Source organism: Acidimangrovimonas sediminis (genome assembly GCF_002871005.1).
GTDB classification, from domain to species: domain Bacteria; phylum Pseudomonadota; class Alphaproteobacteria; order Rhodobacterales; family Rhodobacteraceae; genus Acidimangrovimonas; species Acidimangrovimonas sediminis.
This window is the reverse complement of the sequence record NZ_PHSN01000004.1, coordinates 453,231-478,643: the sequence shown is the minus strand read 5'-3', so window position 1 is coordinate 478,643 and position 25,413 is coordinate 453,231. Positions and strand designations below refer to the sequence as shown.

The 25,413-nt window shown below is 69.7% G+C and carries 21 protein-coding genes; 11 read left to right on the top strand and 10 right to left on the bottom strand.

The window, feature by feature from the left end; translation table 11 throughout:
• Window positions 1-209 precede the first annotated feature (209 nt).
• The 5 genes from CVV76_RS04440 to CVV76_RS04420 all read left to right on the top strand — a co-directional run bounded on the left by CVV76_RS04440 (window position 210) and on the right by CVV76_RS04420 (window position 5,029).
• Window positions 210-689 (top strand): MarR family winged helix-turn-helix transcriptional regulator, encoded by a 480-nt coding sequence (locus CVV76_RS04440; RefSeq protein ID WP_102223403.1) that lies wholly within the window; start codon window positions 210-212, stop codon window positions 687-689.
• 362 nt (window positions 690-1,051) lie between these two features.
• Window positions 1,052-1,939 carry a helix-turn-helix domain-containing protein gene (locus tag CVV76_RS04435; protein ID WP_102223402.1) on the top strand — a complete coding sequence of 296 codons (888 nt, stop codon included), beginning with the start codon at window positions 1,052-1,054 and terminating at the stop codon, window positions 1,937-1,939.
• Between the two features lie 135 nt (window positions 1,940-2,074).
• Window positions 2,075-3,085: a TRAP transporter substrate-binding protein gene (locus tag CVV76_RS04430; protein WP_102223401.1), complete on the top strand. Its 1,011-nt coding sequence runs from the start codon at window positions 2,075-2,077 to the stop codon at window positions 3,083-3,085.
• 163 nt (window positions 3,086-3,248) lie between these two features.
• Complete coding sequence (locus CVV76_RS04425; RefSeq protein WP_102223400.1) at window positions 3,249-3,746, top strand: TRAP transporter small permease; 498 nt, start codon at window positions 3,249-3,251, stop codon at window positions 3,744-3,746.
• Window positions 3,746-5,029 carry a TRAP transporter large permease gene (locus tag CVV76_RS04420; RefSeq protein ID WP_102223399.1) on the top strand — a complete coding sequence of 428 codons (1,284 nt, stop codon included), beginning with the start codon at window positions 3,746-3,748 and terminating at the stop codon, window positions 5,027-5,029. Before CVV76_RS04425 ends, CVV76_RS04420 begins: the two co-directional genes overlap by 1 nt.
• A 29-nt stretch (window positions 5,030-5,058) precedes the next feature.
• Here the strand turns inward: CVV76_RS04420 and CVV76_RS04415 are convergent, their stop codons facing one another.
• Window positions 5,059-5,643: a helix-turn-helix transcriptional regulator gene (locus tag CVV76_RS04415; RefSeq protein ID WP_158243094.1), complete on the bottom strand. Its 585-nt coding sequence runs from the start codon at window positions 5,641-5,643 to the stop codon at window positions 5,059-5,061.
• A gap of 264 nt (window positions 5,644-5,907) precedes the next feature.
• Between CVV76_RS04415 and CVV76_RS04410 the strand changes: the two genes are divergently transcribed.
• Window positions 5,908-7,500 (top strand): alpha/beta fold hydrolase, encoded by a 1,593-nt coding sequence (locus CVV76_RS04410; RefSeq protein WP_146010243.1) that lies wholly within the window; start codon window positions 5,908-5,910, stop codon window positions 7,498-7,500.
• A 97-nt stretch (window positions 7,501-7,597) separates the two neighbouring features.
• Here the strand turns inward: CVV76_RS04410 and CVV76_RS04405 are convergent, their stop codons facing one another.
• From CVV76_RS04405 to CVV76_RS04375, 8 genes are all read right to left on the bottom strand, one after another.
• Window positions 7,598-8,827, bottom strand: coding sequence for a surface lipoprotein assembly modifier (locus tag CVV76_RS04405; RefSeq protein ID WP_102223396.1), 1,230 nt, complete (start codon window positions 8,825-8,827; stop codon window positions 7,598-7,600).
• 82 nt (window positions 8,828-8,909) lie between these two features.
• On the bottom strand, window positions 8,910-9,548 hold the full coding sequence (locus tag CVV76_RS04400) for a hypothetical protein (protein WP_102223395.1): 639 nt from the start codon (window positions 9,546-9,548) through the stop codon (window positions 8,910-8,912).
• A 200-nt stretch (window positions 9,549-9,748) separates the two neighbouring features.
• Window positions 9,749-10,633: a Crp/Fnr family transcriptional regulator gene (locus CVV76_RS04395; RefSeq protein ID WP_158243093.1), complete on the bottom strand. Its 885-nt coding sequence runs from the start codon at window positions 10,631-10,633 to the stop codon at window positions 9,749-9,751.
• A 211-nt stretch (window positions 10,634-10,844) separates the two neighbouring features.
• Window positions 10,845-11,090 (bottom strand): hypothetical protein, encoded by a 246-nt coding sequence (locus CVV76_RS24595; protein WP_146010242.1) that lies wholly within the window; start codon window positions 11,088-11,090, stop codon window positions 10,845-10,847.
• Between the two features lie 164 nt (window positions 11,091-11,254).
• The gene (locus CVV76_RS04390) at window positions 11,255-12,802 is read right to left on the bottom strand and encodes a bifunctional aminoglycoside phosphotransferase/ATP-binding protein (protein ID WP_102223393.1); all 1,548 of its coding nucleotides are present in this window, start codon (window positions 12,800-12,802) and stop codon (window positions 11,255-11,257) included.
• Window positions 12,803-12,896: 94 nt separating this feature from the next.
• Window positions 12,897-14,234 (bottom strand): capsular biosynthesis protein, encoded by a 1,338-nt coding sequence (locus CVV76_RS04385; RefSeq protein WP_102223440.1) that lies wholly within the window; start codon window positions 14,232-14,234, stop codon window positions 12,897-12,899.
• 38 nt (window positions 14,235-14,272) lie between these two features.
• Window positions 14,273-15,760, bottom strand: coding sequence for a GumC domain-containing protein (locus tag CVV76_RS04380; protein ID WP_102223392.1), 1,488 nt, complete (start codon window positions 15,758-15,760; stop codon window positions 14,273-14,275).
• 108 nt (window positions 15,761-15,868) lie between these two features.
• Window positions 15,869-16,528, bottom strand: coding sequence for a response regulator transcription factor (locus tag CVV76_RS04375; protein WP_102223439.1), 660 nt, complete (start codon window positions 16,526-16,528; stop codon window positions 15,869-15,871).
• A 522-nt stretch (window positions 16,529-17,050) separates the two neighbouring features.
• Between CVV76_RS04375 and CVV76_RS04370 the strand changes: the two genes are divergently transcribed.
• The 3 genes from CVV76_RS04370 (at window position 17,051) to CVV76_RS04360 (ending at window position 21,748) form a co-directional block, all read left to right on the top strand.
• On the top strand, window positions 17,051-18,385 hold the full coding sequence (locus CVV76_RS04370; protein ID WP_233192708.1) for a WecB/TagA/CpsF family glycosyltransferase: 1,335 nt from the start codon (window positions 17,051-17,053) through the stop codon (window positions 18,383-18,385).
• Window positions 18,386-18,586: 201 nt separating this feature from the next.
• The gene (locus CVV76_RS04365; protein WP_102223391.1) at window positions 18,587-19,102 is read left to right on the top strand and encodes an oxidoreductase; all 516 of its coding nucleotides are present in this window, start codon (window positions 18,587-18,589) and stop codon (window positions 19,100-19,102) included.
• Between the two features lie 15 nt (window positions 19,103-19,117).
• A complete protein-coding gene (locus tag CVV76_RS04360; RefSeq protein ID WP_102223390.1) occupies window positions 19,118-21,748 on the top strand; it encodes a hybrid sensor histidine kinase/response regulator in 2,631 nt (876 codons plus the stop codon).
• Between the two features lie 60 nt (window positions 21,749-21,808).
• On the opposite strand, the gene CVV76_RS04355 is transcribed toward CVV76_RS04360, so the two are convergent.
• Window positions 21,809-23,017 carry a polysaccharide biosynthesis/export family protein gene (locus CVV76_RS04355; protein WP_102223389.1) on the bottom strand — a complete coding sequence of 403 codons (1,209 nt, stop codon included), beginning with the start codon at window positions 23,015-23,017 and terminating at the stop codon, window positions 21,809-21,811.
• A 219-nt stretch (window positions 23,018-23,236) separates the two neighbouring features.
• On the opposite strand from CVV76_RS04355, the gene CVV76_RS04350 reads away from it, so the two are divergent.
• The gene (locus CVV76_RS04350) at window positions 23,237-24,475 is read left to right on the top strand and encodes an oligosaccharide flippase family protein (protein ID WP_102223388.1); all 1,239 of its coding nucleotides are present in this window, start codon (window positions 23,237-23,239) and stop codon (window positions 24,473-24,475) included.
• Between the two features lies 1 nt (window position 24,476).
• On the top strand, window positions 24,477-25,397 hold the full coding sequence (locus CVV76_RS04345; RefSeq protein ID WP_102223387.1) for a glycosyltransferase family 2 protein: 921 nt from the start codon (window positions 24,477-24,479) through the stop codon (window positions 25,395-25,397).
• The last annotated feature ends 16 nt before the right edge of the window (window positions 25,398-25,413 follow it).

The following is a 25,413-nucleotide window of genomic DNA, read 5'->3' as shown; positions in this document are numbered from 1 at the left end:
CTCCGGCAAAGAATGACGCGTCATAATGCCCTCCAGTCCCTGCAGGCGCCGTTCGGCTGACCAGGCCTTCCGAGGCCGTCGATCCGAGTCGTGCGCAGCTCCATTCCCTGCGACGAAATATCGTTGCGGCTGCAACGAAGTCAAGAGATTGTTGCGAGCGCAACGATTGGTGTCTTGCAAGATCCCGGGCTTCGGAGCGAAATGGCGCGATGAACGAGCAAGCCGACAAGACGGGCGGGGGCGGGCGCTATCCCGCGTTCGACCTGGCGCATTTCACGCCCTATCGCATGGCCCTCGCGGCACAGTTGCTGAGCGAGACGCTGGCGGCCCAGTACCGCGAGCGTTACGGCATATCGGTCGCCGACTGGCGGGTGCTCGTGCACCTCGCCTATGCCGGGAAGGCCTCGGTGCGTGACATCCAGAACCGGGTGGTGATGGACAAGTCGACGATCAGCCGGACCGTCTCGCGGCTGGAGGAGCGCGGCGTCGTCAGCAAGCGCGAGAATCCGAAGGACCGGCGCCTGCTTCTGCTATCGCTGACCGAGGCGGGGGAGGCGATGATGACCGATGTCCTGCCGATGGCCACGTCGTTCCAGGCCCGGATCCAGGCCGAACTGGGGCCGCAGTTCGCAGCGCTGGAGGCCGCGCTGCAATCGCTCATCGATGCCTATGGTGGCGGCGAACCCTAGGGGCGACGAACCCTGAAGGCTCGGGTCGCGGGGGCGTTCCCTTCTTCCGGACCGTTGTCTGAGGGCGGGGACAACGGCGCACACGTGCCGCCGGACGTCTTCTGTCGCAATTTGTCGACGGTGGTGGCTGATTTCGACGGCCCCCAGGATTTCGCCTGAAAAACGGGCGGAAATGCGCGTGGGTCCAAAATTTTGTATTTCCAGAATGATTCAGAGGTGCTGGCTTTACCGTTTTGGTTTCAATGGTTTGGCGTGGAATTGGTCTGCCGCTGGCCGATCCTGCGTCGGATCGTGGACAGCTTGATCAATCCCGAGACGCCGGAAAGACTGCGGCAAACGGACATCGGGCGGCAAGGACGGACATGGCGGGTTCCAGCAGGGGGAGTTTCGTGGAGGTCGGCGCGCGGCTGCGCGGCTACAGGCTTGGCCGCGGCCTGTCGCCGGAAGACCTCGCCCGCCGTCTGGGGATTTCCCGGGCGGCGCTCTACCGCGCGGAAAAGGGCGAGATTGCCAAGATCGAGATGCTCAACGCCATCGCCGAGGAGTTGCACGTCTCGCTGCCGTCACTTCTGGGGGTGGGGATCGAATACCTCGCCGACCCCGTCAGCTTTTTCGAACGCCTGCGTCAGATCGAGGAGGACAGCGACCAGATCATCGGGCTCTTCACCCCGATCTCCTACCTCGTCACGACCGGGGGGTACGACGCGGACCTGGCCGATGTCCTGCACGAGGGGAGCGGCCCCGAGCGCGCCGATGATGTGTCGCGGATCCTCTCGATCCTGGCCCGGCGCAAGGCGCGGTTTGCCAGCCGGCGGCCCTTGCTGGCGTCGATCATGTCGGATGCGGATATCGCGCGCCTCCTGCGCGAGGGGATGGTGGGTCGCGGCGACCTTCCACCGGACGTGCGTGAGATGCGCCGCCGCATGGCCCTGCGCGAGGCCCGCAACATCGCCGCCATGCTGCGTGAACCCGATATCGGTATCCAGATCGGCATCGCGTGCGAGCCGATCCCCGCGACCTCGTTCCAGATCGTGCGCAGGGGCGGCGAGGCCACCCTCTGCATCAGCCCGTTCCGGCTGGGGCCGAACCCCAATATCCGGGTCGGCGTCGGGATGATCACTGCGGCCCCGGAGGCCCTGGAGCTGCACGAGGGAATCGCGCAGGGGCTCTGGTCCTCGTCGCTCAAGGGGCGCGAGGCGGCGGATCATGTCGAGACACTGATCGAACGCCACGGGGCGGGGACTGCGTAATTTTTCAGCGCGAAATACCGAACGGTCGCTAAGGGTTCCGCAGGTCTCAATTTTTAGATTTTCCGTGTTGACGATCCCCGCCGGGCGGCCGATTCTCCGCCCGTAGCAATCAAGAAAGATCACGGGGAGTGTTTCATGCTCAGGAGTTCGCTGCTTGTTTCCGCGCTGGCCGCGCTTGGCCTCGGCCTTGCGGCGCCGGCCATGGCGCAGGATTACGTGGCCAAGATCGGCCATCTCGAAAGCGCCCAGCAGACCCGCAACATCTATCTGGAGAAGGTGGCGAAGCTGGTGCATGAGCGGACCGACGGCCATGTCACCTTCAAGATCTTTCCGCAGGGCCAGCTGGGCAGCCAGCGCGAGATGAACGAGGGCGTGCAGCTGGGCACGATCGAGGGCACCGTCGCGCCCGCGGCCTTCCTCGGAGGGTTCAACCCGCTGGTGTCGATCCTCGACATTCCCTACCTGCTGCCGGCCGATCCGAAGAAGGCCGAGGCGCTGCGCGAGGGGCCGTTCGGGCAGGACCTGCTGGCCAGCTTTGCCGACAAGGGGATGGTGGCCGTCGGCCTCTGGCCCAACGGCAAGAAGGAATTCACCTCGAACAAGCCGATCGCCAACATCGCCGATTTCAAGGGCCAGAAATTCCGGGTGATGGACAGCGCGATCCTGATCAAGCAGTTCGATTCCCTTGGCGCCTCGGCGATCGCGCTGCCCTTCGGGGAGCTGTATACCTCGCTTCAGACCGGGGTGGTCGACGGCGAGGAGAACCCGCTCGACACGATCGTGTCGATGAAGTTCTACGAGGTGCAGAAATACCTGCTGGTCTCGGACCATGGTGCGATGGAGGATGTGATCCTGTTCAATCCGGCATGGTGGAACAAGCTGCCCAAGGATTACCAGAAGATCATCCGCGACACCTTTGCCGAGCAGGTCCCCGCGCTGACCGCGCACAAGGCCGCCGCGGTGAAGGAGGCGCTTGCCAAGATCGAGGCCAGTGGCACCAACGTCCGCGTGGCCGATGCCAAGGAACGCGCGGCGCTGCGCGAGGTGATGTTCCAGCCCTCGGTCGATGCCTATCTCTCGAAAACGGGCGATGCCGGCAAGAAGCTGATGGATGTCTACAAGCAGCAGATGGCCAAGCTGCAGTAGACCCGGCGCGCCGCGCATCGGCGGCCCGCGCACCGAGAGCCCGCGCCGGGCTGGCGGCGCGGGCAGGCTTCCGGGGCTCGCCTGTGGCGGGCCCTTTCCTTATGGGCCCCATTCGTTATAGGCCCCTCTCGTTATCGGCCCGTTCCCAGTCAAGGACATCGCGATGAAAGCCCTCACCCTGCTGAGGAAGATCGAAAGGGCCGTGCTGGTCGTGCTCTTCCTGACGATGGTTCTGCTCTATACCGGCTCTGTCGTCACGCGAGAGATCGGCGGCACCTTCGCCAGCGACTTCGCCTGGATCGAGGAGGCGGTGCGCATGATGAACCTGTTCCTCGTATTCCTGGCCCTCGGGCTGGCGCTGGAACGGGGCAAGCACGTGGGCATCACCAACATGCGCGCGCGGCTGCCCCGGCCGCTGCTGCTGGGGCTGCTCAAGGTGATCGACGTGGTGGGGCTGGCCTTTTCGCTCTACGTCGCATGGCTGGCGCTGGAACTCGTGCAGTTCGTGCTGCGCTCGGGGCAGACCTCGCCGACGCTGGGGGTGCCGATGGGGATCATCTACCTCGCGCCCGTCGCCGGGTTCGTCCTGCTGGCGCTGCGCTACGGGCTAAGCCTCTTCGGCGTCATCGACCGCTACGCCACGCAAGAGGAGGCCGTGTGATGCTTCTGGCGCTGATCCTCCTGCTGGCCGTCGCGCTGCTGTTCGCCGGATTCGAGATGCTTCTGGTGCTGGGTGTGCCGGCGCTTGCCTACAAGGCGGGTTTCTGGGGCAGCCTGCCCGATGCGGCGGTGGTGCAGAAGATGGTGGGGGGCGTCGACCACGCCACGCTGCTGGCGATCCCGTTCTTCATCTTCGCGGCGAACCTGATGGGTTCGGGCCAGATCGCGCGGCAGCTTCTGGGCGTCGTCACCGCGCTGGTGGGCCACACGCGGGGCGGCATCGGCCATGTCGTCGTCGGCGGGTCGATGGCCTTCGGGTCGGTCTCCGGCTCGGCGCCCGCGACCGTCGCCGCGATGGGCCGGATGGTCTATCCCGAGATGCGCGCGGCGGGGTATTCGGAAAAGTTCAGCCTCGGCCTGCTGGTCGCCTCGGCCGAGACGGCGCTGCTGATCCCGCCCTCGATCACGCTGATCGTCTACGGCTGGATCACCGGCACCTCGATCGCCAAGCTGTTCGCCGGCGGGCTGGCCGTCGGCGTGGTGCTGGGGCTGGCCTTCGCGGTCTTCGTCCGGATCCAGGCGGCGCGCGACGGCGTCACCCTCAGCCCGCGCATGCCTTGGGGCGTGCGGTTGCGGACGCTCTGGCAGGCAAAGTGGGCGCTTGGCATGCCGGTGATCATCCTGGTCGGAATCTACTCCGGCATCATCACCCCGACCGAGGCCGCCGCCGTCAGCGTGGTCTACGCGATCCTTGTCGAGATGGTGGTGTTCCGCTCGCTCGGCTGGAAGGGGCTGGTGGAGATCACCGAGCAGAGCGCGATCAACACCGCGATCATCTTCGTGCTGCTGGCGATGGGCGGGCTGATCTCGTTCTTCGTGACGCTGGCACAGGTGCCGAACGAGATCATCGCGCTTTTGCAAAGTGCCGATGCCGGGCGGATCACCTTCCTGATCGTGGTGAACCTCTGCTTCTTCATCGCGGGGATGTTCGTCGATCCGAACTCGACCGTGCTGGTCCTCGTGCCGCCGCTCTATCCGGTGGCGATGAGCTTTGGCGTGGACCCCGTGCATTTCGGCATGATCGTCACGCTGAACGTCTGCCTCGGGATGATCACGCCACCGTTCGGGCTGGATATCTTCGTCGCCTCCTCGACACTGGGCAAGCCGGTGAACGAGATCATCCGCGGTGTCTGGCCCTTCGTGCTGGTCAACCTGATCGTGCTGATGCTGATCACCTACATCCCGCAGATCTCCCTGTTCATCCCGCATCTGATCTATGGCTGAGTAGCGGGCGCCTGCGCCCGGTGCCGGGGCTACCGTCGTACAAGGCCGATCCGGGTGGCGGTAGCCACCGCCTCGGAGGTGGTCAGCGCAGAGAGCTTGCGCCTCAGGTTGCGCGCATGCAGGTCCACCGTGGGCAGCGAGATGTTCAGCTCCCACGCGATCCGGTCGCGCCTGTACCCGGCCGCCAGCAGTTCGAGCACCGCGTGCTCGCGGCGGGTCAGGGGGGATGCGGTCGGTTCCGGATCCGCCAGGGCCTCCGGCTCCACGAACAGCACGATCCGGATCCGGCCCGGCTTGAATGGCAGGATGTTGACCTGCACGAGGGCCGGGTCGCCGCCGGTATCGGGGTGCAGCACGCTGGGCACCGGATCCTCGCAATCGTCGGCGCGGTCGAGTGCCGCGAGAAAGGCGCGCCGGGGTTCTACGAGGAAGACCCCGCCGTCATGCACGGCGGGGCCCACGACCTCTCGCGTGACCGGGTCGGCAGACAGCACGCGGCCATCCGGCGCCACGTCGAGCCAGAGAAGCATCGGCGTTCCCTGCGCTGCCTGTGACCCCGCCGCCTGCGACCCCGCCGCGTCCCGGCGCGTGCTGATCATCGGTATGCCCGCCATTCCTGCGTTCCCCATCCGTCGCCTGTGTCATCCGTCGCCTGTGTCCCGGTGCGTCCCTCTGCGAGGCGATCGCGCCCGAAGGCGGCTCAAGGCGAAAGGCTAGGGGCGGGCGGGGCCCCGCTTCGCCCCCCTTTGGGGGGGTATGGCAACGAATGCAGGGAAAATTCGGTGTTGGGGGCGATCACGGAGGAATATCCGCGCCGTGATCTTGTCGTGAGACGCAGGGCCCGCTTAACTCCCCCCGCAAGATGGGGAATGTGCGTGATGTCCAGAGTGCCGCCGCGCGGGCGCGGGTCGCAATTCGTAGAGACGCTGATTTCGGTTCTGCCGCGTTCCCACGCGCTGAACCTTCCGCCGGAAGAGGAACTGCTGACCCGGCCGGAGCGCGAGAGTGAAAGCGAAAGGTTCTTTCACCGCCATTTCGCGCGGTCCGGGTTTCCGGTGAACCTCTACGATACAGGCGGGCTGAGGCAGATCGAGCCGTTCCTGCCCGATCAGGAGGCGGGCTTTCCCGCAACCCTACTGATGCCGCGCCATTCGGCCAGCGGCTGCGCCTTCGTGGTGGCCGAGGGGCGGCTCTATTTCCTCTACGACAGGATCGAGCAATGGGACGACGCACCGCAACACCTTGCCTTTGTCGCGGTGCAGATCGGGCCCGGCGGGCTTCCGGGCCTCTCTGCCATTGCGCCCCAGGGGCCGGATCTGTCGAACAGCGAATACCAGCTGTTGGCGCAGCTTCTCGCCGGGCGTAATCTCAAGGCGGCGGCCGCGGCGCTTGGCGCATCCTACGACACCAAGCGCAAGCAGGTGCAGGTCGTGCTCGACAAGTTCGGTGCCGACAGCCAGACCGCGCTCCTGCGCGGGCTGACGCTTGAGATCACGGCGATGGTGATGGACGGCCTGCTGCCCACGCTGCAACGGCGGCCGGAGGCGGCGCTGGTCAAGCGCCAGTTCGGCGGCGATGTGGTCGTCAACACGATCACGGCCGGCGACGATCTGGATCTGCCGATCTGGGAATTCGGCGCGCGTCACGGCCGGCCGATCCTGTATTTCCACAACATGCTGACCCCGCTGGTCTTCCGCGACGACATGGCCGAAGTGCTGCGGCGCAATGGCCTGCGCTGGCTTGTCGTGCCGCGCCACTTCCTCGACGGTGCCGGGATGCCGGGTGACAGCGACCGCAGGATGACACGCCTGATGCGGGCGCTGGCCGATACCGTCGACTACCTCGCCGAGGCGCCGGTGATCTGCCTGGGCGAAAGCGCGGGCGTGTCCTGGGCGATCCACTTCGCACGTCACAACCCGGGGCTGGTCGATCACCTGATGCTGACGGCGACGCCGCAGCCGATGGCGATGCCTGGCGCCGAGCACCGCCCGACGATCTATGCCGAGATCTCCGACAAGCTGCGGCGCGACGTCCGGGTGACTGCCGGTCTGGCGCGGGTCTACAACGCGCTGGCCCGCGTGCCGACGCTGGCGCGCAAGGGGCTGCGCCACCTCTACCGCCACTCGCCGCCGGATCTGGCGACGGTCGAGGAGATGTGCGCGCAACCGCATTTCTTCGATTGGCTGCGCCTGATCGCCAACGTCGCGACCCGCAGCTCGATGGACGAAATCCGCGGCCTTCAGCGCAACTGGGTGGCCGACCTGAGGGCGCTTGACGGCGACGTCACCTTCATCCACGGGGCCGAGGACACGATCAGCCCCGCCGACGAGATCGAAACCCTGGCCGCAAGCCTGCCGGGGGCCGAGTTCCTGCGCATCGAGAACGCCGGGCATTTCGTGATGAGTCAGCATTTTCCGGCCCTCGCGGCCCACGTTGCCGCGCTGCCCGGCAGGCGGGCGACGGATTCCTGAGTGTGCGGGCCTGAGTCTGCGGGTCTGAGTGTGCGGGCCTGAGGTTCGGGCCTGAGGTTCGGGCCCCGATCCACTGGCCCCGATCCCGGCATGCGGGTCAGAAGTCCACCGTCAGCGACATGCTGCAGTCGATCGACCGCGTGGTATAAAGTGCGACATTCGACCGGTTGCGCCGCACCCCGCAGTAGAGCCGCGGTTTCTGCCCCCAGATCCGCACCCGGGTAAGCTGGGCACTGATCCCGATCGAGGCGATACGGTCGTGGCGCCGGACCCCGACCAGCGGGAAGGGCGCATCGTAGCGCTGTTCTCCCAGCGCGATCCAGATCCCGCCGCGCAGGCCTTTCATCAGCCGGCGCTCGTAGCCTGCGCTGATGGCGATCCCGGTGTAGCGGTGGTAATCCTTCGCCGGCCGCGCACGGTCGAGGCTGATCCCGTAGCTCAGCCGCCCGGTCTTTCCGACCGGCTGGCTCCGGTCCAGGCCAATGTGATGGCGGGGCCCGGAAAAATAGGGCTGTTCGGAAAACCGCTGGTATTCGCTGCTCAGGCGCAGGGTCACCCGGTCGCCCCGCTTCACCCGCCAGGTCTTGACGAAACCGGCGCCGAGGGTGAGCCGGTCGCCGGTCACGTCGCCCTCGGTGCCGTCATAGGCCCGCCGCCGCAGGTAGATCTGCGCCGACCAGGGCGCCCGGCCGCGCAGGTGTTCGTAGCCGACCGACACCCCGGGTTCGGCGAACCGCAGGTGGGCGCGGCTGAACCACGCCCCCGAGAGCATCGCGCTCAGTCGGAAGCGATGGCCCGGTCGCGGGTGGATGTACCAGTCGAGGTTGACGCCGAAGGCCGCGCCCATCCCCGACTTCTGCTGCCCGCCGTCCCGGATCCGGAACGTGCCGTAGCCGGTCACCAGATAGCGTTCCGAGGCCACGCGGTCGACATTGGTCGAGGGCAGCAGCGCCGCCGTGGCCGAGACCCGGAACGGCGCGACCCGGTCGAGGGTCTGCCACGCCGCAAGCAGGGCCGCCTCGCGCGTGGGGTTCTCGGCCAGGAAATAGCGCAGCACGCCCTCGGCGCGGCGCGGCGATCCCAGCCGGGCCAGCGCCCGGCGCAGGCCGGCCCGCGCCGGCGCGTAGCGCGGTACCTGAGAGACGACGTCGCCGTACATCACCAGCGCGGGCCCGACCTTGCCCTGCGCCAGGGCCCTGTCCGCCAGCGCGACCAGATCGGATGCCGTGCGCGGGGGATCTGCGGGCCGGGCGTGCAGGCTGCCGGCGCCGGCCCAGAGGCAGGCCGCGGCAACGGCAAGCCGGGCCATGGAAAGGCATGCGCGCATCGCGTTGCACCACCATGGAACTGGAAATTCGGGATGGAAAAGGCCGGGGTCTCCCCCGGCCTTCAGCTGCCGGTCCGACGGCTCAGTTCTTGGTGGCGAAGAAGCCGCCGTCGAGTGCGCTGGTCCCGTCCGAATTGGTGACCGTGCCCGAGGCGGTGCCCTGCACGAGGAGCGTTCCGTTGTCGTCGTAGAATTTGCCGTTCATGCCGAGCGAGACGTCCGCAGGGGTCGAGCCGTCGCTCAGCGTGCCGCTGGCCTTCGCGGTCATCGACGAGCCCGAGACGGTGCCCGTCACGCCCAGCGATCCGCTGGCATCCCCTTGCTTCGTCATGGCGTCGGTGTCGTCGTAAAGCCCGAAGTTCGACGCGGTCCCCGTCACCTTGCCGCCGTCGAAGTCGACGCTCATGTTCAGGTCGCCGACGGCCATGGTGCCTGCGTTGTCGGTGACGCCGACATAGCCCGACATGTCCGCCTGCCCGGTCGGGCTGGTGGTAGTCAGCGCACCGCTGTCGATCCGCGCCTGGTTATCGTCGTAGGAGGCCACGACCGTCTGCGCGTCGGCGGCGCTCAGGCTCGATCCGCTCGACGAGGCGCTGGTCGATCCGCTGGCCGAGGCGCTTGCCGCCCCGCTTGCCGTACTGCTCGGTGTGCTGCTGCTGCCGCCGCAGGCCGCAAGGGCAAGGCACGCCGCGCTGGCCATGATCTGAAGTTTGTACCGCATGAGAATCCCCGAATTCAGTCGTCAACGAGATGCCGGCCCTTCACGGACCGATCACGGGAAGATGAGCCTCATGGGCAAACTTCGGCAATCTATGAGAAACCATAGCTTGCCTGGCGCGCCAAAGCGTGCTGTCCGCCTGTTCGAAGGGATGTGGGGAGGCCGGGCGAAGGGGGGGGGCAGCCCCCGTTTTCGCCGGGCCGTTAGAGGTAGTGCAGATGCACCGGTCTTCCGGTCGTCGGCCCGCGGCGCCGGGTCGGGGACAGGCCGCCGCGGCGTGCCAGTTGCGCGGGGTCACGGATGACGAGATGGCCGCCGTCGGGGATGGCGATCAGCCCCTCGTCCTGCCAGCGGTGCGTGATGCGGCTGATGGTCTCGCGGCTGGTGCCGACCAGATCGGCGATGTCGGCGCGCGGAATCTCGAGGGTCAGCACCCCGCCGCCGTCCGGCAACGTCTGGTAGGGCAGCATCTGGGTCGCGCGGGACAGGAAGGAGGCCAGCCGCTCCTCGGGCGTCTGCAGCCCGCGCATCCAGATATGGTCCTGCAGCGCCCCCAGCGCCCGGCGGCGCTCGGCATGGAGCGTGCGGCGAAAGCCCGCGTCCTCGTGCTCCAGCCGCTCCAGTGCGGCCCGACCGAAGGTGCAAAGTGTCACGTCGGTGGCGCATTCGACGCCGTAGCGGCCGCGGTGGGGCAGGATCTCACCGACCATGGCGCCCGGGCCGGCGATGCCGAGGACCAGCCGCCGCCCGCCGCTGGAATAGCGCAGCAGGCGCAGGTAGCCCGCGCGTACCACCGTCACGAACCGGCCCTCGCCGTCGAGATCCCAAAGCCAGTGTTCGGCGGTATGGGTCGCGGGGGCCGCAAGCCGCGAGAGGCGCGGCAGAAGGTGCGCGGGAAGGTTGCCGCAGAATCCCCCCGACCGGGCCGGGCAATTGCGGCAGGCCCTGGCCGCCAGGTCGACGCGGCGGGGGCGTGCCCCGTGGGTCGGCGCGCCCGGGCAGAGTGCTTCTGTTGCGACGCCTGGCACTGCTGTGGCAGGGCGTTTGCCTTCCAGCAAGGCGTCAGCGTTCTCCATCCTGACGTTCATTGCAGCCTCCCCAGTGTCGTGCAGGGGGGATCGGACCACCGCTGCCCGCTCCGCTCGACGCGGTCTGCGGCGTTCTCCCCCCGGGGACCGGCTGTCCCCCGGGATCAGTTTCGCATGAAGGGCCGGTGGCAGGATGGCGTTTCGGAATCGAATTGCGCCGGAGTGTATCGGGCGCCCTGTGCGCAGGATCCCCCGAAACGGCCCCGCGCGGTCAGAGCTTAGCGGCCCTGGGCATCGACGGCGTGGCCCAACGTGCCCGCATCCGCGCCGGTCGTGTAAGGACCGAGACGCAGCGTTCATCGAGGCCGAAGTATCGCGCGATCTCGGCGTCGCTCAGCCCGAGGTCGATCCAGCAGGCCAGCGTCAGCTCGGGCATGGGGCCGAGGATATCGGGGTAGGCCGGGCGCACCGGCGAGGCCTGGACATGGACGGCGTCACGAAGGGGTGTCGAGGGCATGGCGAAGGCTCCTGTCTGCGGGTCGCGGGGCCATCCTTGCGAAGCCCCGGGCACCTTCCGTTGACCGCGCGCAACGTGGCCCCATGGGACGGCACCTTTTCGCCGTCCCATGGGGCGAAAGTGGGAGAGGGTGGCAAGAGGAGCCTTCGGGCCGGAGGCGGAGATCAGCGCCCTGCCAGTGCGGCGCGGGCGGCGGCAAGGGTGGTTTCGGGCGTGCCGGAGGCATCGACGTTGCACCAGTCTGTGGGGGCGGAGGCCTGCGCAAGTTGACGCTCCAGCACCTCCGTCCCGGCATCCGACCAATCGCCATGGCGCGCGGCGACCCGGGCATGGAGGACCTCGGCCGGGGCGGTCAGCCACAGCGCTTCGGCCCGGATCCCGCTCTCGGCGGCGAGCGCGGCCAGCTCCGCGCGCCGCGCGGGGTCGAGGAAGGTTGCATCGACCAGCACGCCATGCCCCGCCGCGAGGATAGCGCCGGCACGTTGCATCAGCCCGGCATAGACGGCACCGCGCGCGCCGGGCGCATAGGCGGTGCCGGGCAGGGCGGTGGCGGCGGCCGCGCCCGCGGCGATCTTGCGCGCCTCGTCCGACGACAGGATGACCGCGCCCGGGGCGGGGCCGATCCCCGGCGCGAGCGCGCGCGCCAGCACCGACTTGCCGGTGCCCGACAATCCGCCCACCGCGACCAGCCGGGCTGGGGCGGGGGCCAGGGCGGCCCGCGCCTGCGCGAGATAGGCGGCGATGTCATCGGAAGATCGGCCCGGCGTGCCGGTCGCGGCATCGGTCTGCAACAGCACCATCGCCCGGATCGCCGCCCGCACCGACAGGAACAGCGGCAGCGCGGCCAGCCCGGCATCCTCGTCGCCCCGGGCCGCGGCGAGATAGGCCGACAGCGCCTGTGTTGCGGCGCGACCCAGCCCCCGGTGCCCGAGATCCATGAGCAGGAAAGCGAGGTCGTAGAGGACGTCGCAGGTGCCCAGCTCCTCACTGAACTCGAGCGCGTCGAAGGGCGTGGGCTTGCCGCTGATCAACACGATGTTGCGCAGGTGCAGATCGCCGTGGCCGCGCCGCACGTGGCCCGCCGCGGCGCGCGCGTCGAGAAGCGGGGCGACACGGTGCAGCGCGGTGCGGGCCTCGACGGACCATGCCCCCGCCGCTTGTGCCCCCGCTTCTTGTGTCCCCGCCGCCTGTGGGAACTCGGCGAAGACGCGGTCCAGCTCGTCCAGGATCGCGCCGATCAGGGCCGCGCCGCGACCGGGGCGGACCGGCGCGGCGGCGTGGTAGCGCTGCACCATGCGCCCGGTCTCGGCGGCCAGCGCGTCGTCGAGGGCGCCGCGTTCCGCCACCGCCTCAAGCTCGTCGCTGGCGGGGAAGCGGTGCATCCTGAGAACCCAGTCGACCGCATCACCCGTCTCCTCCGCGCGGCCCAGCCGCAACCCGTCCGGGCCGCGCAGCACCGGCAGGACGTCGCGGTAGATCCCGGGGGCGGCGGGGGCGTTGAGGGCCAGCTCACGCGCCAGCATCTCGTGCCGGCGTTCCGGGGTGGAGAGGTCCATGTAATCGTAGCGCACCGCCCGCTTGAGCTTCAGCGCGGTGTCGCCATGAAGGAAGATCGCGGCGCCGTGGGTGTCGATCCGCGTGACCGGCCCCGCCGCGCCACCGAAGGCGCGGGGGGTGGCGAGGAAGGCGAGGGTTTCCTCCTGTCCGGTCATGATCCCGTTTCCGCTGGCGACGGGGGCAGGCTCGCACCCCGCGCGCCCGGTGTCATTGAGCCTGATCAAGTTGGACGGCGCCGGCCTCCGTTCCCTAGGCGGCCTTTCGGGCGGCGGCACGCCGGGACCGGTCCATCTCGGACAGGTGGGCGCCGAGGACGACGAGGCCTGGCCAGATCATGTAGCTCTCGATCTCGAGGTTCTCGCCGAAGGTCAGCAGCACGATCGTCATCAGGATGCTGAGCGGCAGGCGCCCGCGGGGCCCCCGCGCGGCATCGGCCATGACGACGAGGACGTGCCAGCCCAGCGGCACCAGAAGCGCCAGGAAGCCGACCAGCCCCTTGACGAACAGCAGACCCCACCACGTGTGATGACTGCCGATCGGCATGAACTCCACCATGTGCGGGCCGGGCTGCACCGTGCCGTGACCGAACCAGTAGGCCTCGCCGCGCCAGCGCTCGCCGGCGATCCGTTGCAGCGCCTCGCGCACCCGGGTGCTGTCGGCGCGGGCGCCCTTGAAGGCCGCCACCGCATCCTGCAGCGCCTCGATCAGCCGGCTGCCCACGACGGCAAGCGATGCGGTCGCCGCGGCCAGCGCCTTCCACGCCCAGCCGCGCATCACCAGCGGCAGAAGGCGCGGCACCACGGTGCAGGCCACGAGACCGACCAGCCCCATGCGCGATTTCGACAGCAGGATCATGGTGACCCCGGCGGCGACCCCGGCGGCGCGCCAGCGGCGGTCGCGCTCCTCCAGCGCGAAGGAAACCTGGATCACGCCCAGCAGCGCCGCGAAGGGCGACCACGGGGCGAAGAACTGCCAGCGCGGGGTCCAGCTTTCCGGATCCCAGGTGAACAGGAAGACCGAGAAATACTCCGGCCCCGGGCCGCCGATCGCCTTGAGCGGCGAGGTGAAGATCCGCTCGGGCAGCCCGGCATAGGGCGCGGCGAACAGGATCGGGGTGATCAGAAGGGTCCACAGCCCCAGCCGGCATTGCGCCCGCACCAGCACCTCCTGCCGGATCGGCAGCACCGCGCCGGCAAAGATGAACAGCGGCAGGAGGGCCCAGCCCTTGGCCCAGCCGACCGAGGACTTGATGGTCTGCTTCAGCCCGAGGTCCCAGCCCAGATGCGCGGCCCAGAGCGCCAGCAGCATCACCAGCATGCCCGCCCACCAGACCCAGACCAGCCGGGGCACCGGGCCCCGCGCGCGCAGATCGGGCCGGATCGCCGGGCCAAGATAAAGGACGAGCGCGGCCAGCCCGGCCAGCATCCAGCCCAGCACCGGCCCGACGACGTAAAGCGCGCCGAAGGCGTAGAACAGCCAGGTCCGGGTGATCGCGCCGTAGGCCAGCCGCTCGGCCGGGTTCGCCGGCAGCACCGCAGCCGCGGGGGGCAGGTGGGCCGTGACGGGCAGGGGGGCCGCCTGCGCCATGCGGGCGGACGCGCCGTGCAGGGGGGTGACGGAGGCGCTCATTCCGCGGCCGCCATGAACCGGGGGGGCGGGGCCTCGGACCCGGCCAGCAGCCGGTCGATCAGAGGGCGCCGCAGCCAGCCCATGCCAAGGCCTATCAGCAGGAAGATTGTCGCCGCCCCGCCGGCCGCGATCGCCAGCTTGCGCCGCGGCGACGAGGGGCGCTCGGGGAGCGAGGGATCCTCGAGCACCTGCACCAGCGGGTAGGAGGCGAAGCGGTCGGCGCGCGAGGTCTGGCCGCGGGCGATGGCCGAGGCGAACACGGCCTCGGCAACGGCGAAGTCGCGTTGCAGGTCCTTGAGCCGGGTCGCCGGGCCCAGCAGCCGGTCGCGCCGGGCGGTCGCCTCGTCGTATTGCCGCTGAAGCGCCTCCTGCCGGCGCATGAGGCCGGTACGCTCCGCCGCCAGCGTGACCAGCTGGCTGAGAAGCGGCGCCCGGCGGCCGACGTCGCTCAGGTCGAGGCGGGCCAGCGCCTCGCCCGGCAGCCCGGTCAGCGCGGCGGCCCGGCGTTCGAGGGCCTTGCGGGCGGTGCGCTTGGCGGCCGCGGCGGCCTGCACCCGGGGATGGCCGGGGCCAAAGGATGCCTGCGCGTTGGTCAGCGCGGCGGTCGCCTCGGCCAGCGCGCCGGCCAGCGCGCCGAACTCGCTGTCGGCATGCAGCTTCAGTGCGGCGGCGGCGAGGTCCGGCGTCGTTCCGAGAGAGGCCTCCAGCGCGGTGACGGTGCGGCCCTTCCCGGCAAGTTCGGCGGCCTGGGTCCGGAGCGTCTCGGCCATGCGCTCGGTCTCGGTGATCAGCGCGTCGAACTGATCGCTCGAAAGCAGGCCGCTTTCGTGCTGCAGCTCGGCGATACGTTCTCGCGTCGACTGTACCGACTTGCGGTATTCGTCGATCGAGGCGCCGCTGCCGGTGGCCCGCACCTCGGCCTCGTCCGACCGCAGCGCGTCGACCTCGGCGAAGAAGGCGTCGAGCAGGGCGCGCGCGCGGTCGCGGGCGTCCTCGGGGCTGTTGCCGGTAAGCTTGATGTGCATGAGGCCGGTCTGATCGACCAGCTCGATCCGGGGCTTGCCGAAGTCGCGGGTCTGCATGTGCATTGCCGCGGCGGCGGTGTCGAGGATGCGGGTGGCCCCCAGCAGGCGCTTGTAGGTCTCCGTCGGGCTGATCGAGCTGTTGGTGTAGGGCGAGTTGGCCGAGGTCGAGGCCTGCCCGATCCGGTCGAGATTGACCGAGGCGGTGGCGCCGGTGCCGGGCAGGATCAACGACAGATCCGAAGTGTAGCGCAGCGGTGCGGTGGCCAGGTAGCCGCCGATCGCGCCCCAGATCGCGCCGGCCGACAGCACGAACACCCCGAGGTAGCGCGGCAGGCGCCCGCCGTCGCCGACCCGCCCGCCGCGCAGCAGGCGCGCGAAGGTCAGGGCACGGATCGGAAGGCGCAGCAGCCGGGGCAGGTGCGGCAGGCGAAGGCGGCGGGGGAACGGCAGTTTCGGCATCGGGGGCTCCTTTCCCCGGTTCCATAGCGCGAAGCTGCGGGGGAATGGGGCGCGCCGCGGGCTACCCGGCAGGGACGTTCGCGCCAGGGCCCTAGCCGATCGGGTAGGTCAGAACAGGCCCTGTTCGCGCGCGATCATCGCCGCGATGGTGCGGTTGCTCGCGCCGATCTTGCGAAACAGCGTCTTGAGGTGAAGCTTGACCGTGGGTTCGCGGATGTCGAGATCGCGGGCGATCTCCTTGTTCGACTTGCCCTCGGTCAGGCAGCGCAGCACTTCCATCTCGCGTTGCGACAGCTGCTCGGCCAGCGGATGGGGCGCCTCCTCGGCGCGCATGAATTCGAGCGGGGCGTATTGCTCGCCCATCTCGATGAACCGCACCGCGTTCACCAGGGTACGGGCCGACAGCGTCTTGGGCAGAAACCCGGCCGCGCCGCAGGCCAGCGCCTCCTCGGCGATCTCGCGCGAGGCGGTGCCGGAGATGATCGCGTAGCGCGGGCCGGGATAATCGGACTGCAGCGCCACCAGCCCGTCAAGACCGGTCATCCCGGGCATCATGTAATCAAGAAGAACGACGTCGAAATCGGTGTCGCGGTCAAGGATCTCGCGCGCCTCTGAGAGAGACCCGGCCAGGACGGCCTCCATCTTGCCCTCGATCTGAAGGTAAAGCGAAAGCGTCTCGCGGAACAGGTCATGATCGTCGGCGATCAGCACGCGACAGCCCGCAAGCGCGCGTGCCGGGCGTCCCGAATCGGCGTTCTGGTCAGTCATGGTTCGCATCGTCATCGTCATGGCGGTCGCTGGCAATCCGTTAGGCAGACAATCCGTTGGGCACGAATCCGCCCGGGCGACAGAGTCGTCGCCGGCCGGACAACCTATAGTTTAACATTTCATTTCTGGCGAAAGAATGGCGGCGACGGGAGATGGCGCCCATCCGATCGGGTAGGTGGCCTGTTCTCTCGGGCGGGAATGCGGCGCCGCTCGGGCGGGGTGGCGCCCTGGTTGCGCCGCAGGCAGCCCCAGCCGCGCCCGATACCTGTCCTGCCGATATATTGAGCGGAAATCACCGCGTCGTGATGCTCGGTCCATCAACAAATGGATGTTCCGATGCCCCACACGCTTGCCAACCGCCCCGCTTCCGCCACAGTCCCGTCCGCCGCAATTCCTTCGACCACGGGCCCTTCGGCCACTAGCCCTTCCGCGCTCGACCCCCGGCCGACCGCCGGCGCCAACCGCGACCATGCCCCGCTGCGTCTGGCGCAGCGCACGCGGCTTCCGGCGCCGTCCGCACCTGTGACTCTGCCGCGTGTGCGGCTGTTCGGGATCGACCTCGTGTCGGCCAGCGCGGATGCGGTGATCGCGCAGCTGCTGACCCCCGGCCAGCGCAGCCGCGTGGCTTTTCTGAACGCGCATTGCGCGAATGTCGCGGTGCGTGACAGCGCCTATGCCGACGCGCTGGCCACCGCCGACCTGGTGCTGCCCGACGGCATCGGGGTGGAGCTGGCGGCGCGGATGCGCGGCACCCCGCTCGAGGCGAACCTGAACGGCACCGACTTCACCCCGGCGTTGCTTGCCACCGCGGCCGAGCGCGGGCTCAGCGTCTATCTGCTGGGCGCGCGACCCGGCGTGGCCGAGGCCGCGGCCGAAAAGCTGGCGCGCGACATCCCTGGGCTGCGCATCGCGGGCACCCGCGATGGCTACGACGGCCTGCGTAACGAAGCGGTGGCGATCGCGGCGATCAACCGGGCGCGTCCCGACATCGTGCTGGTCGCCCTCGGGGTGCCGCAGCAGGATCTGTGGCTGGCGCGCAATGCCGACCGCCTCAACGCCCGGATCTGCCTCGGCGTCGGTGCGCTGTTCGATTTCCTGTCGGGCCGGGTGCGGCGCGCGCCGGCCACGGTGCGGCGGCTGCGCGGCGAATGGGTCTGGCGCCTGGCGATGGAGCCGCGGCGCATGGCCGGGCGCTACCTCTGGGGCAACGGGATCTTCCTTGCCCGCGCCGCGCGCCATGCGCTGACCCCGGTCGACGGCACCGCGGTGATGCGCCGGACGCTGGACATCGCGCTGTCCGGTGGCGCCCTGTTGGCGCTTGCGCCCTTCGCCCTGCTCCTGGCGGTGGCCATCCGGGCCGAGAGCCGCGGGCCGGTCCTGTTCCGCCAGACCCGGGTCGGGCGCGATGGCAAGACCTTCACGCTCTACAAGTTCCGCTCCATGTATGCCGACGCCGAGGCGCGCCGCGCCGCGCTGCTTGCGACCTCCGACCGCGAGGGGGTGTGTTTCAAGTCGCGCCAGGATCCCCGCGTCACGCGGATCGGTCGCGTCCTGCGCCGGCTGTCGATCGACGAGCTGCCGCAGATCCTCAACGTGCTGCGCGGCGAGATGTCGATCGTGGGGCCCCGTCCGGCACTGCCCGAGGAAGTCGCCGCCTATCCCGAGCGTGCGATGGCGCGGCTGGCGGTGCGCCCGGGGCTGACCGGGATCTGGCAGGTGTCCGGCCGCGCCGACATCGGCTTCGACAAGATGGTCGACATGGATATCGCCTATGCCCGGTCGCGCACCATCCTGCTGGACCTGATGCTGATCTTGCTGACCTTCCGTGCGGTCATTGGCGGGCGCGGTGCCTACTGAGCCGCCGCGCGCAGGCCACTGGCGCCGGCACTGACCCCCGGCACTGACCCGCCTGCACTGACCGACCGGCACTGACCCGCCGGCACGCCCACCCGGACTACCCGATCGGGTAGGTCCCCGATCCGACCGCGGGCGAGACCTGCGCCCGCGGTCGTGGCATTCATTCGCGAACTCTCGCGCTTCCTAGCAAAGGACGATCCCATGCGCCGCTTTCTCGCCGCCCTCTGCCTCGGTCTCGGCCTTGCCGCGACCGGACTGTCCGGCCCCGCACGGGCCGCCGACCTGCCCGAGCCGACCGGCCCGGTCATCCTGGTCGTCTCGGGCAAGATCGGCGTCACCAACGGGGCCGGCACCGCCCGGTTCGACCGCGCCATGCTCGAGGGGCTGGGCATCACCAAGATCCGCACCAGCACGATCTGGACCGAGGGCACGCCCACCTTCACCGGCGTCAGCCTTCATCGGCTGATGGAGGCGGTGAAAGCCGATGGCACCAACCTCAAGGCGATCGCGCTGAACGATTACACCGTGGAAATTCCGCCGGAAGACTGGCAGAAAGATGCAGCGCTCATCGCGTTCCAGCGCGATGGCAAGGACATGTCGGTGCGCGACAAGGGACCGCTCTGGATCATCTATCCCTACGATTCCGCCCCGCGCTTTCAGTCCGAACTGACCTATGCCCGTTCGATCTGGCAATTGCACAGGCTGCGGGTGGAGTAGACGAAAGACGCCGCGATGCCTGCTGCCTCCTCCTCCCCCGCGTCCCCGGCTGCCGGCCCCGGCCGGAGCCGCGCGGCCATCGCGGCCTCGCGCCGGGGGGTTGCCGTCACGATCACCGCGCTGGCGGTCTGCTTCGCGCTGATCGTCGGCATGGCGTGGATCCTGCTGCAGGAGATCGACGCGATCTCCACCGCCAAGTCCGACAACGTGCAGTGGACGATCGCGCAGGCCGATGTCGAATTCCTGCGGCTGCGGCTGGCGATCGAGGGGGCGGAGGCCGGGCGGGACACTCTCGATGAGCTCAGGCGTGACTTCGACGTGTTCTACAGCCGGATCCAGACCTTCGCGCAGGGCCAGTCGTTCGAGCTGCTGCGCGCGCGCGAGGCGTTCGAGACCCCGCGCCGGAAGGTCTCGGCGTTCCTCGACGGGGCGCTGCCGCTGATCGACGGCAGCGATGCGGCGCTCCGGGCCGGGCTGCCGCAGCTGGCGCGGCAGGCCGAGGCGGCGGCCGTTCCGGTGCATGACCTCGCGCTGGCGGGGCTGATGGCCTTCGCCGAGAAGACCGACATCCGGCGCGGCCAGGTGGTGAACAAGCTGCTGGTGGTGACCGGCCTTCTGCTGCTTCTGGTCGCCGGGCTGGTGATGCTGGCCGCGGCCTTCCGTCGGGTCGCCGGGCTGGCCGAGGCTCGCGCCCGTGAGGTGCAGGCCTCCGCCACCCGCATGCGCAGCATCGTCGAAACCTCGATCGATGCGATCGTCCTGACCACCCGCGACGGCACGATCCGCGAATTCAACCCGGCGGCCGAACGGATCTTCGGCTACCGCCCGGAGGAGGCGATCGGCGCCCGCGCGCCCGAGATCCTGCTGCGCGACGACAGGGCGCGCGCCGCGCTCGCGTCCTACCTCAGGCGCCGCGACGGCGGGGCGGGGCCGCGCGGCCTGATCGAGCTGACGGCGGTGGACCGCAGCGGACGGTCCTTTCCCGCCGAGGTTGCGGTGGACCGGGTGACGATCGGCGAGGACGAGGTCTTCGTGGCCTTCATCCGCGACATCTCGCACCGCAAGGCGGCCGAGGAAAATCTTACCGACGCGCGCGACCGCGCTCTCGCCAGCGAACGGGCGAAGGCCGATTTCCTTGCGGTGATGAGCCACGAGATGCGCACGCCGCTGAATGGGCTTCTGGGGTCGATGCAGCTGATGCGCGACGTCGAGATGCCGCCGCGGCAAAGCGAACTTCTGGGCCGGATGCAGGCCTCGGGGCAATTGCTGCTGGGGCTGGTCAACGACGTGCTCGACCTGTCGAAATACGAGGCCGGAAAGCTGGAGGTGGAACACCGGTCGTTCCGGCTGACCGCGCTTCTCGATGGTGTAGTCGAGACCACCGCCGCGCTGGCGGGCGAGCGCCGGAACGAGCTGGAATGGGTCTGGGTGGGCCGCCGCATCGACGCCGCGATCGGCGATCCGCGCCGCCTCAAGCAGGTGCTGATCAACCTCGTCGGAAACGCGCTGAAGTTCACCTGGGGCGGCACGGTGACGATCGAAGTGGAGTGGCTGGGCCGCAAGGGCGCCGAGATCGAGTTCCGGGTGATCGACACCGGAATCGGCATCGCGCCCGAGGATCAGGACCGGATCTTCAGCGACTTCGAAACTCTCGATTCCTCTTATTCGCGGCAATCCGGCGGCACCGGCCTGGGCCTCGGCATCTCGCGCCGTCTTGCCCACCTGATGGGCGGCGAGATCGGGGTCGAGAGCGAACTGGGCGAGGGTAGCCTGTTCTGGCTTCGGCTTCCGCTCGACCATGTCGCGGAGGGGGCGGTTGCGGGCACCGTGGCGGGCGACGGCGGGCCGGCGGGGCGGGGCGTTGCCGGTCCGCGCGCACCGGTCGGGCCGCTGGAAGTTCTGCTGGTCGAGGACAACGAGATCAACCGCGCCATCGCGCGCGAGATGCTCGAGGCCGACGGCCATGTCGTGACCGAGGCCGCCGACGGCCGGGCCGGTGTCGACTGGGCAAGGCTGAAACGGTTCGACGTGATCCTGATGGATATCTCCATGCCGGTGATGGACGGGCACGAGGCGGCGCGCCAGATCCGCCTGAACGGGGGCGCCTCGGTCGACGTGCCGATCATCGCCGTCACCGCCCATGCGCTGCCCGAGGAGATCGCCCGCTATCAAGCCGCCGGGATGGAGCGTCACGTCAGCAAGCCGCTCGACCGCGAGGACCTGCGCAACGAGCTTGCCGCCCTGATGCCCGGCGCGCCCGGGGCCGGGACCGTGCCCGACGAGGGGCGAACGGCACCCCCGGAGGTGCGGCTGCCGCTGATCGACGACGCCCGCATTGCCGCGCTGTGCGAGATCCTGCCCCGGCCCGAGCGGCTGCGGCTTCTGGACATGCTGGTCGCCGAGGCCGATGCTCTGGTCGCTCGGCTGGGCGAGGGCAGGGACCTTGGCGATACGGACCTGCGGGGCGATGTGCACCATCTTGCGGGCAGCGCGGGGAATTTCGGTCTTTCCGCGCTCAGGGCCGAGCTGGTCGAGATCGAGACCGCCCTGAAACGCGGCCAACCGCTGGATCGCCAGCGGCTCCGGCGGTTGCCCGCGCTCTGGTCCGACAGCGTGACCGGCCTGCGCCGCCGCTGCGCCGCCTGACGGGCGGCGCCAGAACGGATGGCGCCAGAACGGATGGCGCCTGAGGAAACGCCGGCGGCTCTAGCGGAACACACCGATCAGGCGGCCGATCTCGAACAGGTTGGTGGCGCCGCTGTCGTAGCAGGCGATGGCATCACCCGGCAGCAGGTAGGGATCGAACTCGTCACGGTCGGCGCGGCTGCGCATCACCTCGACCTTGCGCTCGATCACGGCCGAGACCTTGGTGATCGGGTTGCGCGTGAACAGGGCGGCGGAGCGGTCGGCGCTGGTCGCACGCGCGCCGCCAACGCAGTTCGCGTTGACGACGGCCTGCAGGAAGCGGGTGCCATAGGGCACCTCGCGGACCTCGCGGCCAATGGCCGAGGGGGCGTTGCCCGTGGCGGGGGCGGTCAGGTTCGACAGGAACAGCCGGATGCCCGGCGGGCTTATCGGGCTGGGCTGCATGAGGTCTTCTTGGAAGCAGCCGCGCGAGGGCACGATCACCTTGTCGCCGGTCGCCAGCATGGCATCGTCGAAGCCGCGGCCGGTGATCGCGCCACGCAGGTCCAGCCGGTAGCGGTGCCCGCCGCGGATCACCGTCACGTCGGACAGGTCGGCATCCGGGCGCACCCCGCCCGCGGCGCGCAGGGCGACAGACAGGTCGCGCCCCCGCGTCGAGGCGCCAAGCGCATTCTCGCGCAGCGTGTCGCGCTGGTCGGAGGAGACGCCGCCGATCTCGGCCACATGGGGTTCGAACACCGCGCCCGAAACGGCAACCGAGGCGGGGGCGAAATCCTTCACCAGCAGCGAGACCCGCGGTGGTGTCTCGGCATCATAGAAGCCGCCCTTTTCCAGCGCCGCGACGATATCCCGGCGCACCGCATCGGTGCTGCGGCCCCGCGCGGGGATCGACGGCAGATAGGGCAGTTTCAGCGTGCCGTCGCGCGACACCACGTAATCGCCGGTGAACGTGTCGTCGCCGTGTAGACGCAGGCTGAGCAGGTCGTCGGGCGACAGCGTCTCGCTGGCCAGGGCCGAGGGCAGGCGGCCCGGCGCCTTGCTGCCCTCCGAATAGGGTTTGCACTGCGCCAGGTTGAGCATGTGGGAACTGCCGACCGGTGCGACCTCGCCCGATGTCGGGATGTCGCGGTACTGGGCCTCGTAGGCCCGACCCCGGGCGACCGGCTCGACATTGGCGGCGTGGGGCAGCGGCGCGCAGCCGGCGGTCAGGGCCAGCAGGCTGGCGCTCAGGACCGCGGTGCGGGGGCTGCCGGAGCGGCGACGGATCATGCGGGGTCTCCGGGTTTCGCAGGACAACTGAAGGATGTGTAACGCGTTTTTGGCCCCGACAGATAGCGGTTCCTGCGGAGACCCGCCTAATCCGTTCGGGTAGGGGGCGGGACAACCGGGCATCCCCGACATCCCCCCGCGACCACGACAGGCCCCCGGCACGGGCGCTATCAACGAACCCGACCGCCGGGGAACGCCCCGGCACAACCGGAGGCCGAAATGGACCCGACCCCGCAAAGACAGAGCTTCGCCCGCAGCCTCACGGCCTATGCGGTGTCGGAAGTGGCCGCCAAGGCCTCGCGTCTCCTGGTGGTGCTGGCGGTGGCGCGGTCGATGAACGCCGCCGAGATCGGCCTTGCCGCCGCCGCCCTTGCCGCCGCCGACATCCTCAAGGCGTTGACCGAGAATGGCGTCGGGCAGCGCATCATCGCCGCCCCGGCGGATCGGCTGGCCGCGGTCGCGCGCAGCGCGCACCGGATCTTCTGGGCCTGGTGCCTGGGCCTCTTCGCGCTGCAGGTCGGTGTCGGGCTGGTTGCCTATGCCATCTGGGGCGACGCGCTGTTCCTGGCGCTGCTGGTGATCCTGGCGGCGGAATACCTGTTCATGCCTGCGGGCCTTGTGCAATGCGCGCTGGCGATGCGGGCGGGCCGGATGCGCGAGACGGCGGCGATCGCCGGGGGCCAGGTGGTCGGCGCGAACGTGATGTCGGCGCTGCTGGTGCTGGTCATGCCCGGGCCGCTCGCGCTGGTGGCGCCGCGCCTGCTGGCCGCGCCGATCTGGCTTGTCGCGATGCGTCGCCTGATGCCCTGGCGGCCCGACCCCAGCGTGGCGCCCGCGCCCTACGCGCCGTTCCTGCGCTTCGGTGCGCCGGTGCTGGGCGTCGAGGTGGTCAAGGCGTTCCGGATGCAGCTCGACAAGCTGGTCGTCGGCGCGCTGATGGGGCCCGAGGCGCTGGGGCTCTACTTCATGGCCTTCAACGCGGGGCTGGGGCTTGCAACCTCGTTCGCACAGGCTTTCTCGGTCGCGCTCTTTCCGCATCTGTGCGCCGCCCGTGACCGCGCCGCCGCGCTGCGCCGCGCGCTGGGGGCGAGCGTCGCCCTGATCACCCCCGTCGTGATCCTGCAAGCGCTGGCCGCGCCGATCTACGTGCCGCTTCTGCTGGGGCCGCGCTGGTCGGGCGTCGAGGAGATCGTCGCGATCCTCTGCCTCGCCGCGATCCCCGGCGTGATCTGGTCGGCCGCCGCGCAATGGCTGCGGGCCGAGGACCGCCCGGGGGTGGAATTCGGCCTGACCGTGATGCTTACCACCGCGCTTGCCGCGAACACCGCGCTGATGGCGCCGCACGGCCTTGCCGCCGTGGCCTGGGGCTACCTTGGCGTCAGCCTGATCGTGCAGACCGGTGCCGCCCTGCCCACGCTTCTGCCGCTGCTGCGCGGCCCGACCCGGAGGATTGCCTGAGATGTCCGCCCCCCGCTTCACCATCGTCGTGCCGTGCTACAACGCCGCCGCGACCCTGGCCGCCACGCTGGAAAGCTTCCGCCGCCAGAGCTTCGCCGATTGGGAATGCCTGCTGGTCGACGACGGCAGCACCGACGCGACGCCCGCGCTGATCGCCGGGGCCGCTGCGGCCGACCCGCGGTTCCGCGCCCTTGCCAACCCCGGCAAGGGGCCTAGCACGGCGCGCAACCTTGCGATCGGCGCGGCCCGGGGCGAGATCCTCGCCTTCTGCGATGCCGACGACCTGTGGCTGCCCGGCAAGCTTGACCTCGCCCACCGCACCATGGCGGCGTCGGAGGTCGCGGGGTGCTTCGGCAGGATCGCCTTCTTCGATGGCGCCCGCAGCACCGCGACCTCGACCGTCCGGGCGGGTGATCTGACGGTCGCCCAACTGCTGGGCGAGAACCCGGTCTGCACGCTGTCGAACCTTTGCGTCCGGCGCGAGGTCTTTGCCCGGACCGGCGGCTTCGATCCGGCGATCGTGCATAACGAGGATCTCGATTGGCTGATCCGTCTGGTGGGCGCGGGGCACCGCGTCGTCGGCCTGGATACCCTCGTGGTGATGTACCGCACCAGTGTCGGCGGGCTGTCCTCCGACCTGTCCGCGATGCGCCGGGGCAGGGCGGCGGCGCTGGCCAGTGCCGCGCGCTTCGGTCACCGGCCGCTGCCGCGCGACGAGGCGATCCACCTGCGCTACCTCGCGCGGCGTGCGCTGCGCGTCGGCGCCCCCGCGCGCGAGGCGCTTTCGCTGGCGCTTGGTGGCCTGCTGACCAGCCCGCGCGGCTTCCTCTCTCCCGCACGGCGCGGGGTGCCGACCCTGGCCGCGGCGCTGTCCGCCCCGTTGATGCCCGCGCGGCTGCGCCGGCGGCTGTTCTCCTCCTGATCTTCCCGAAAGGTTT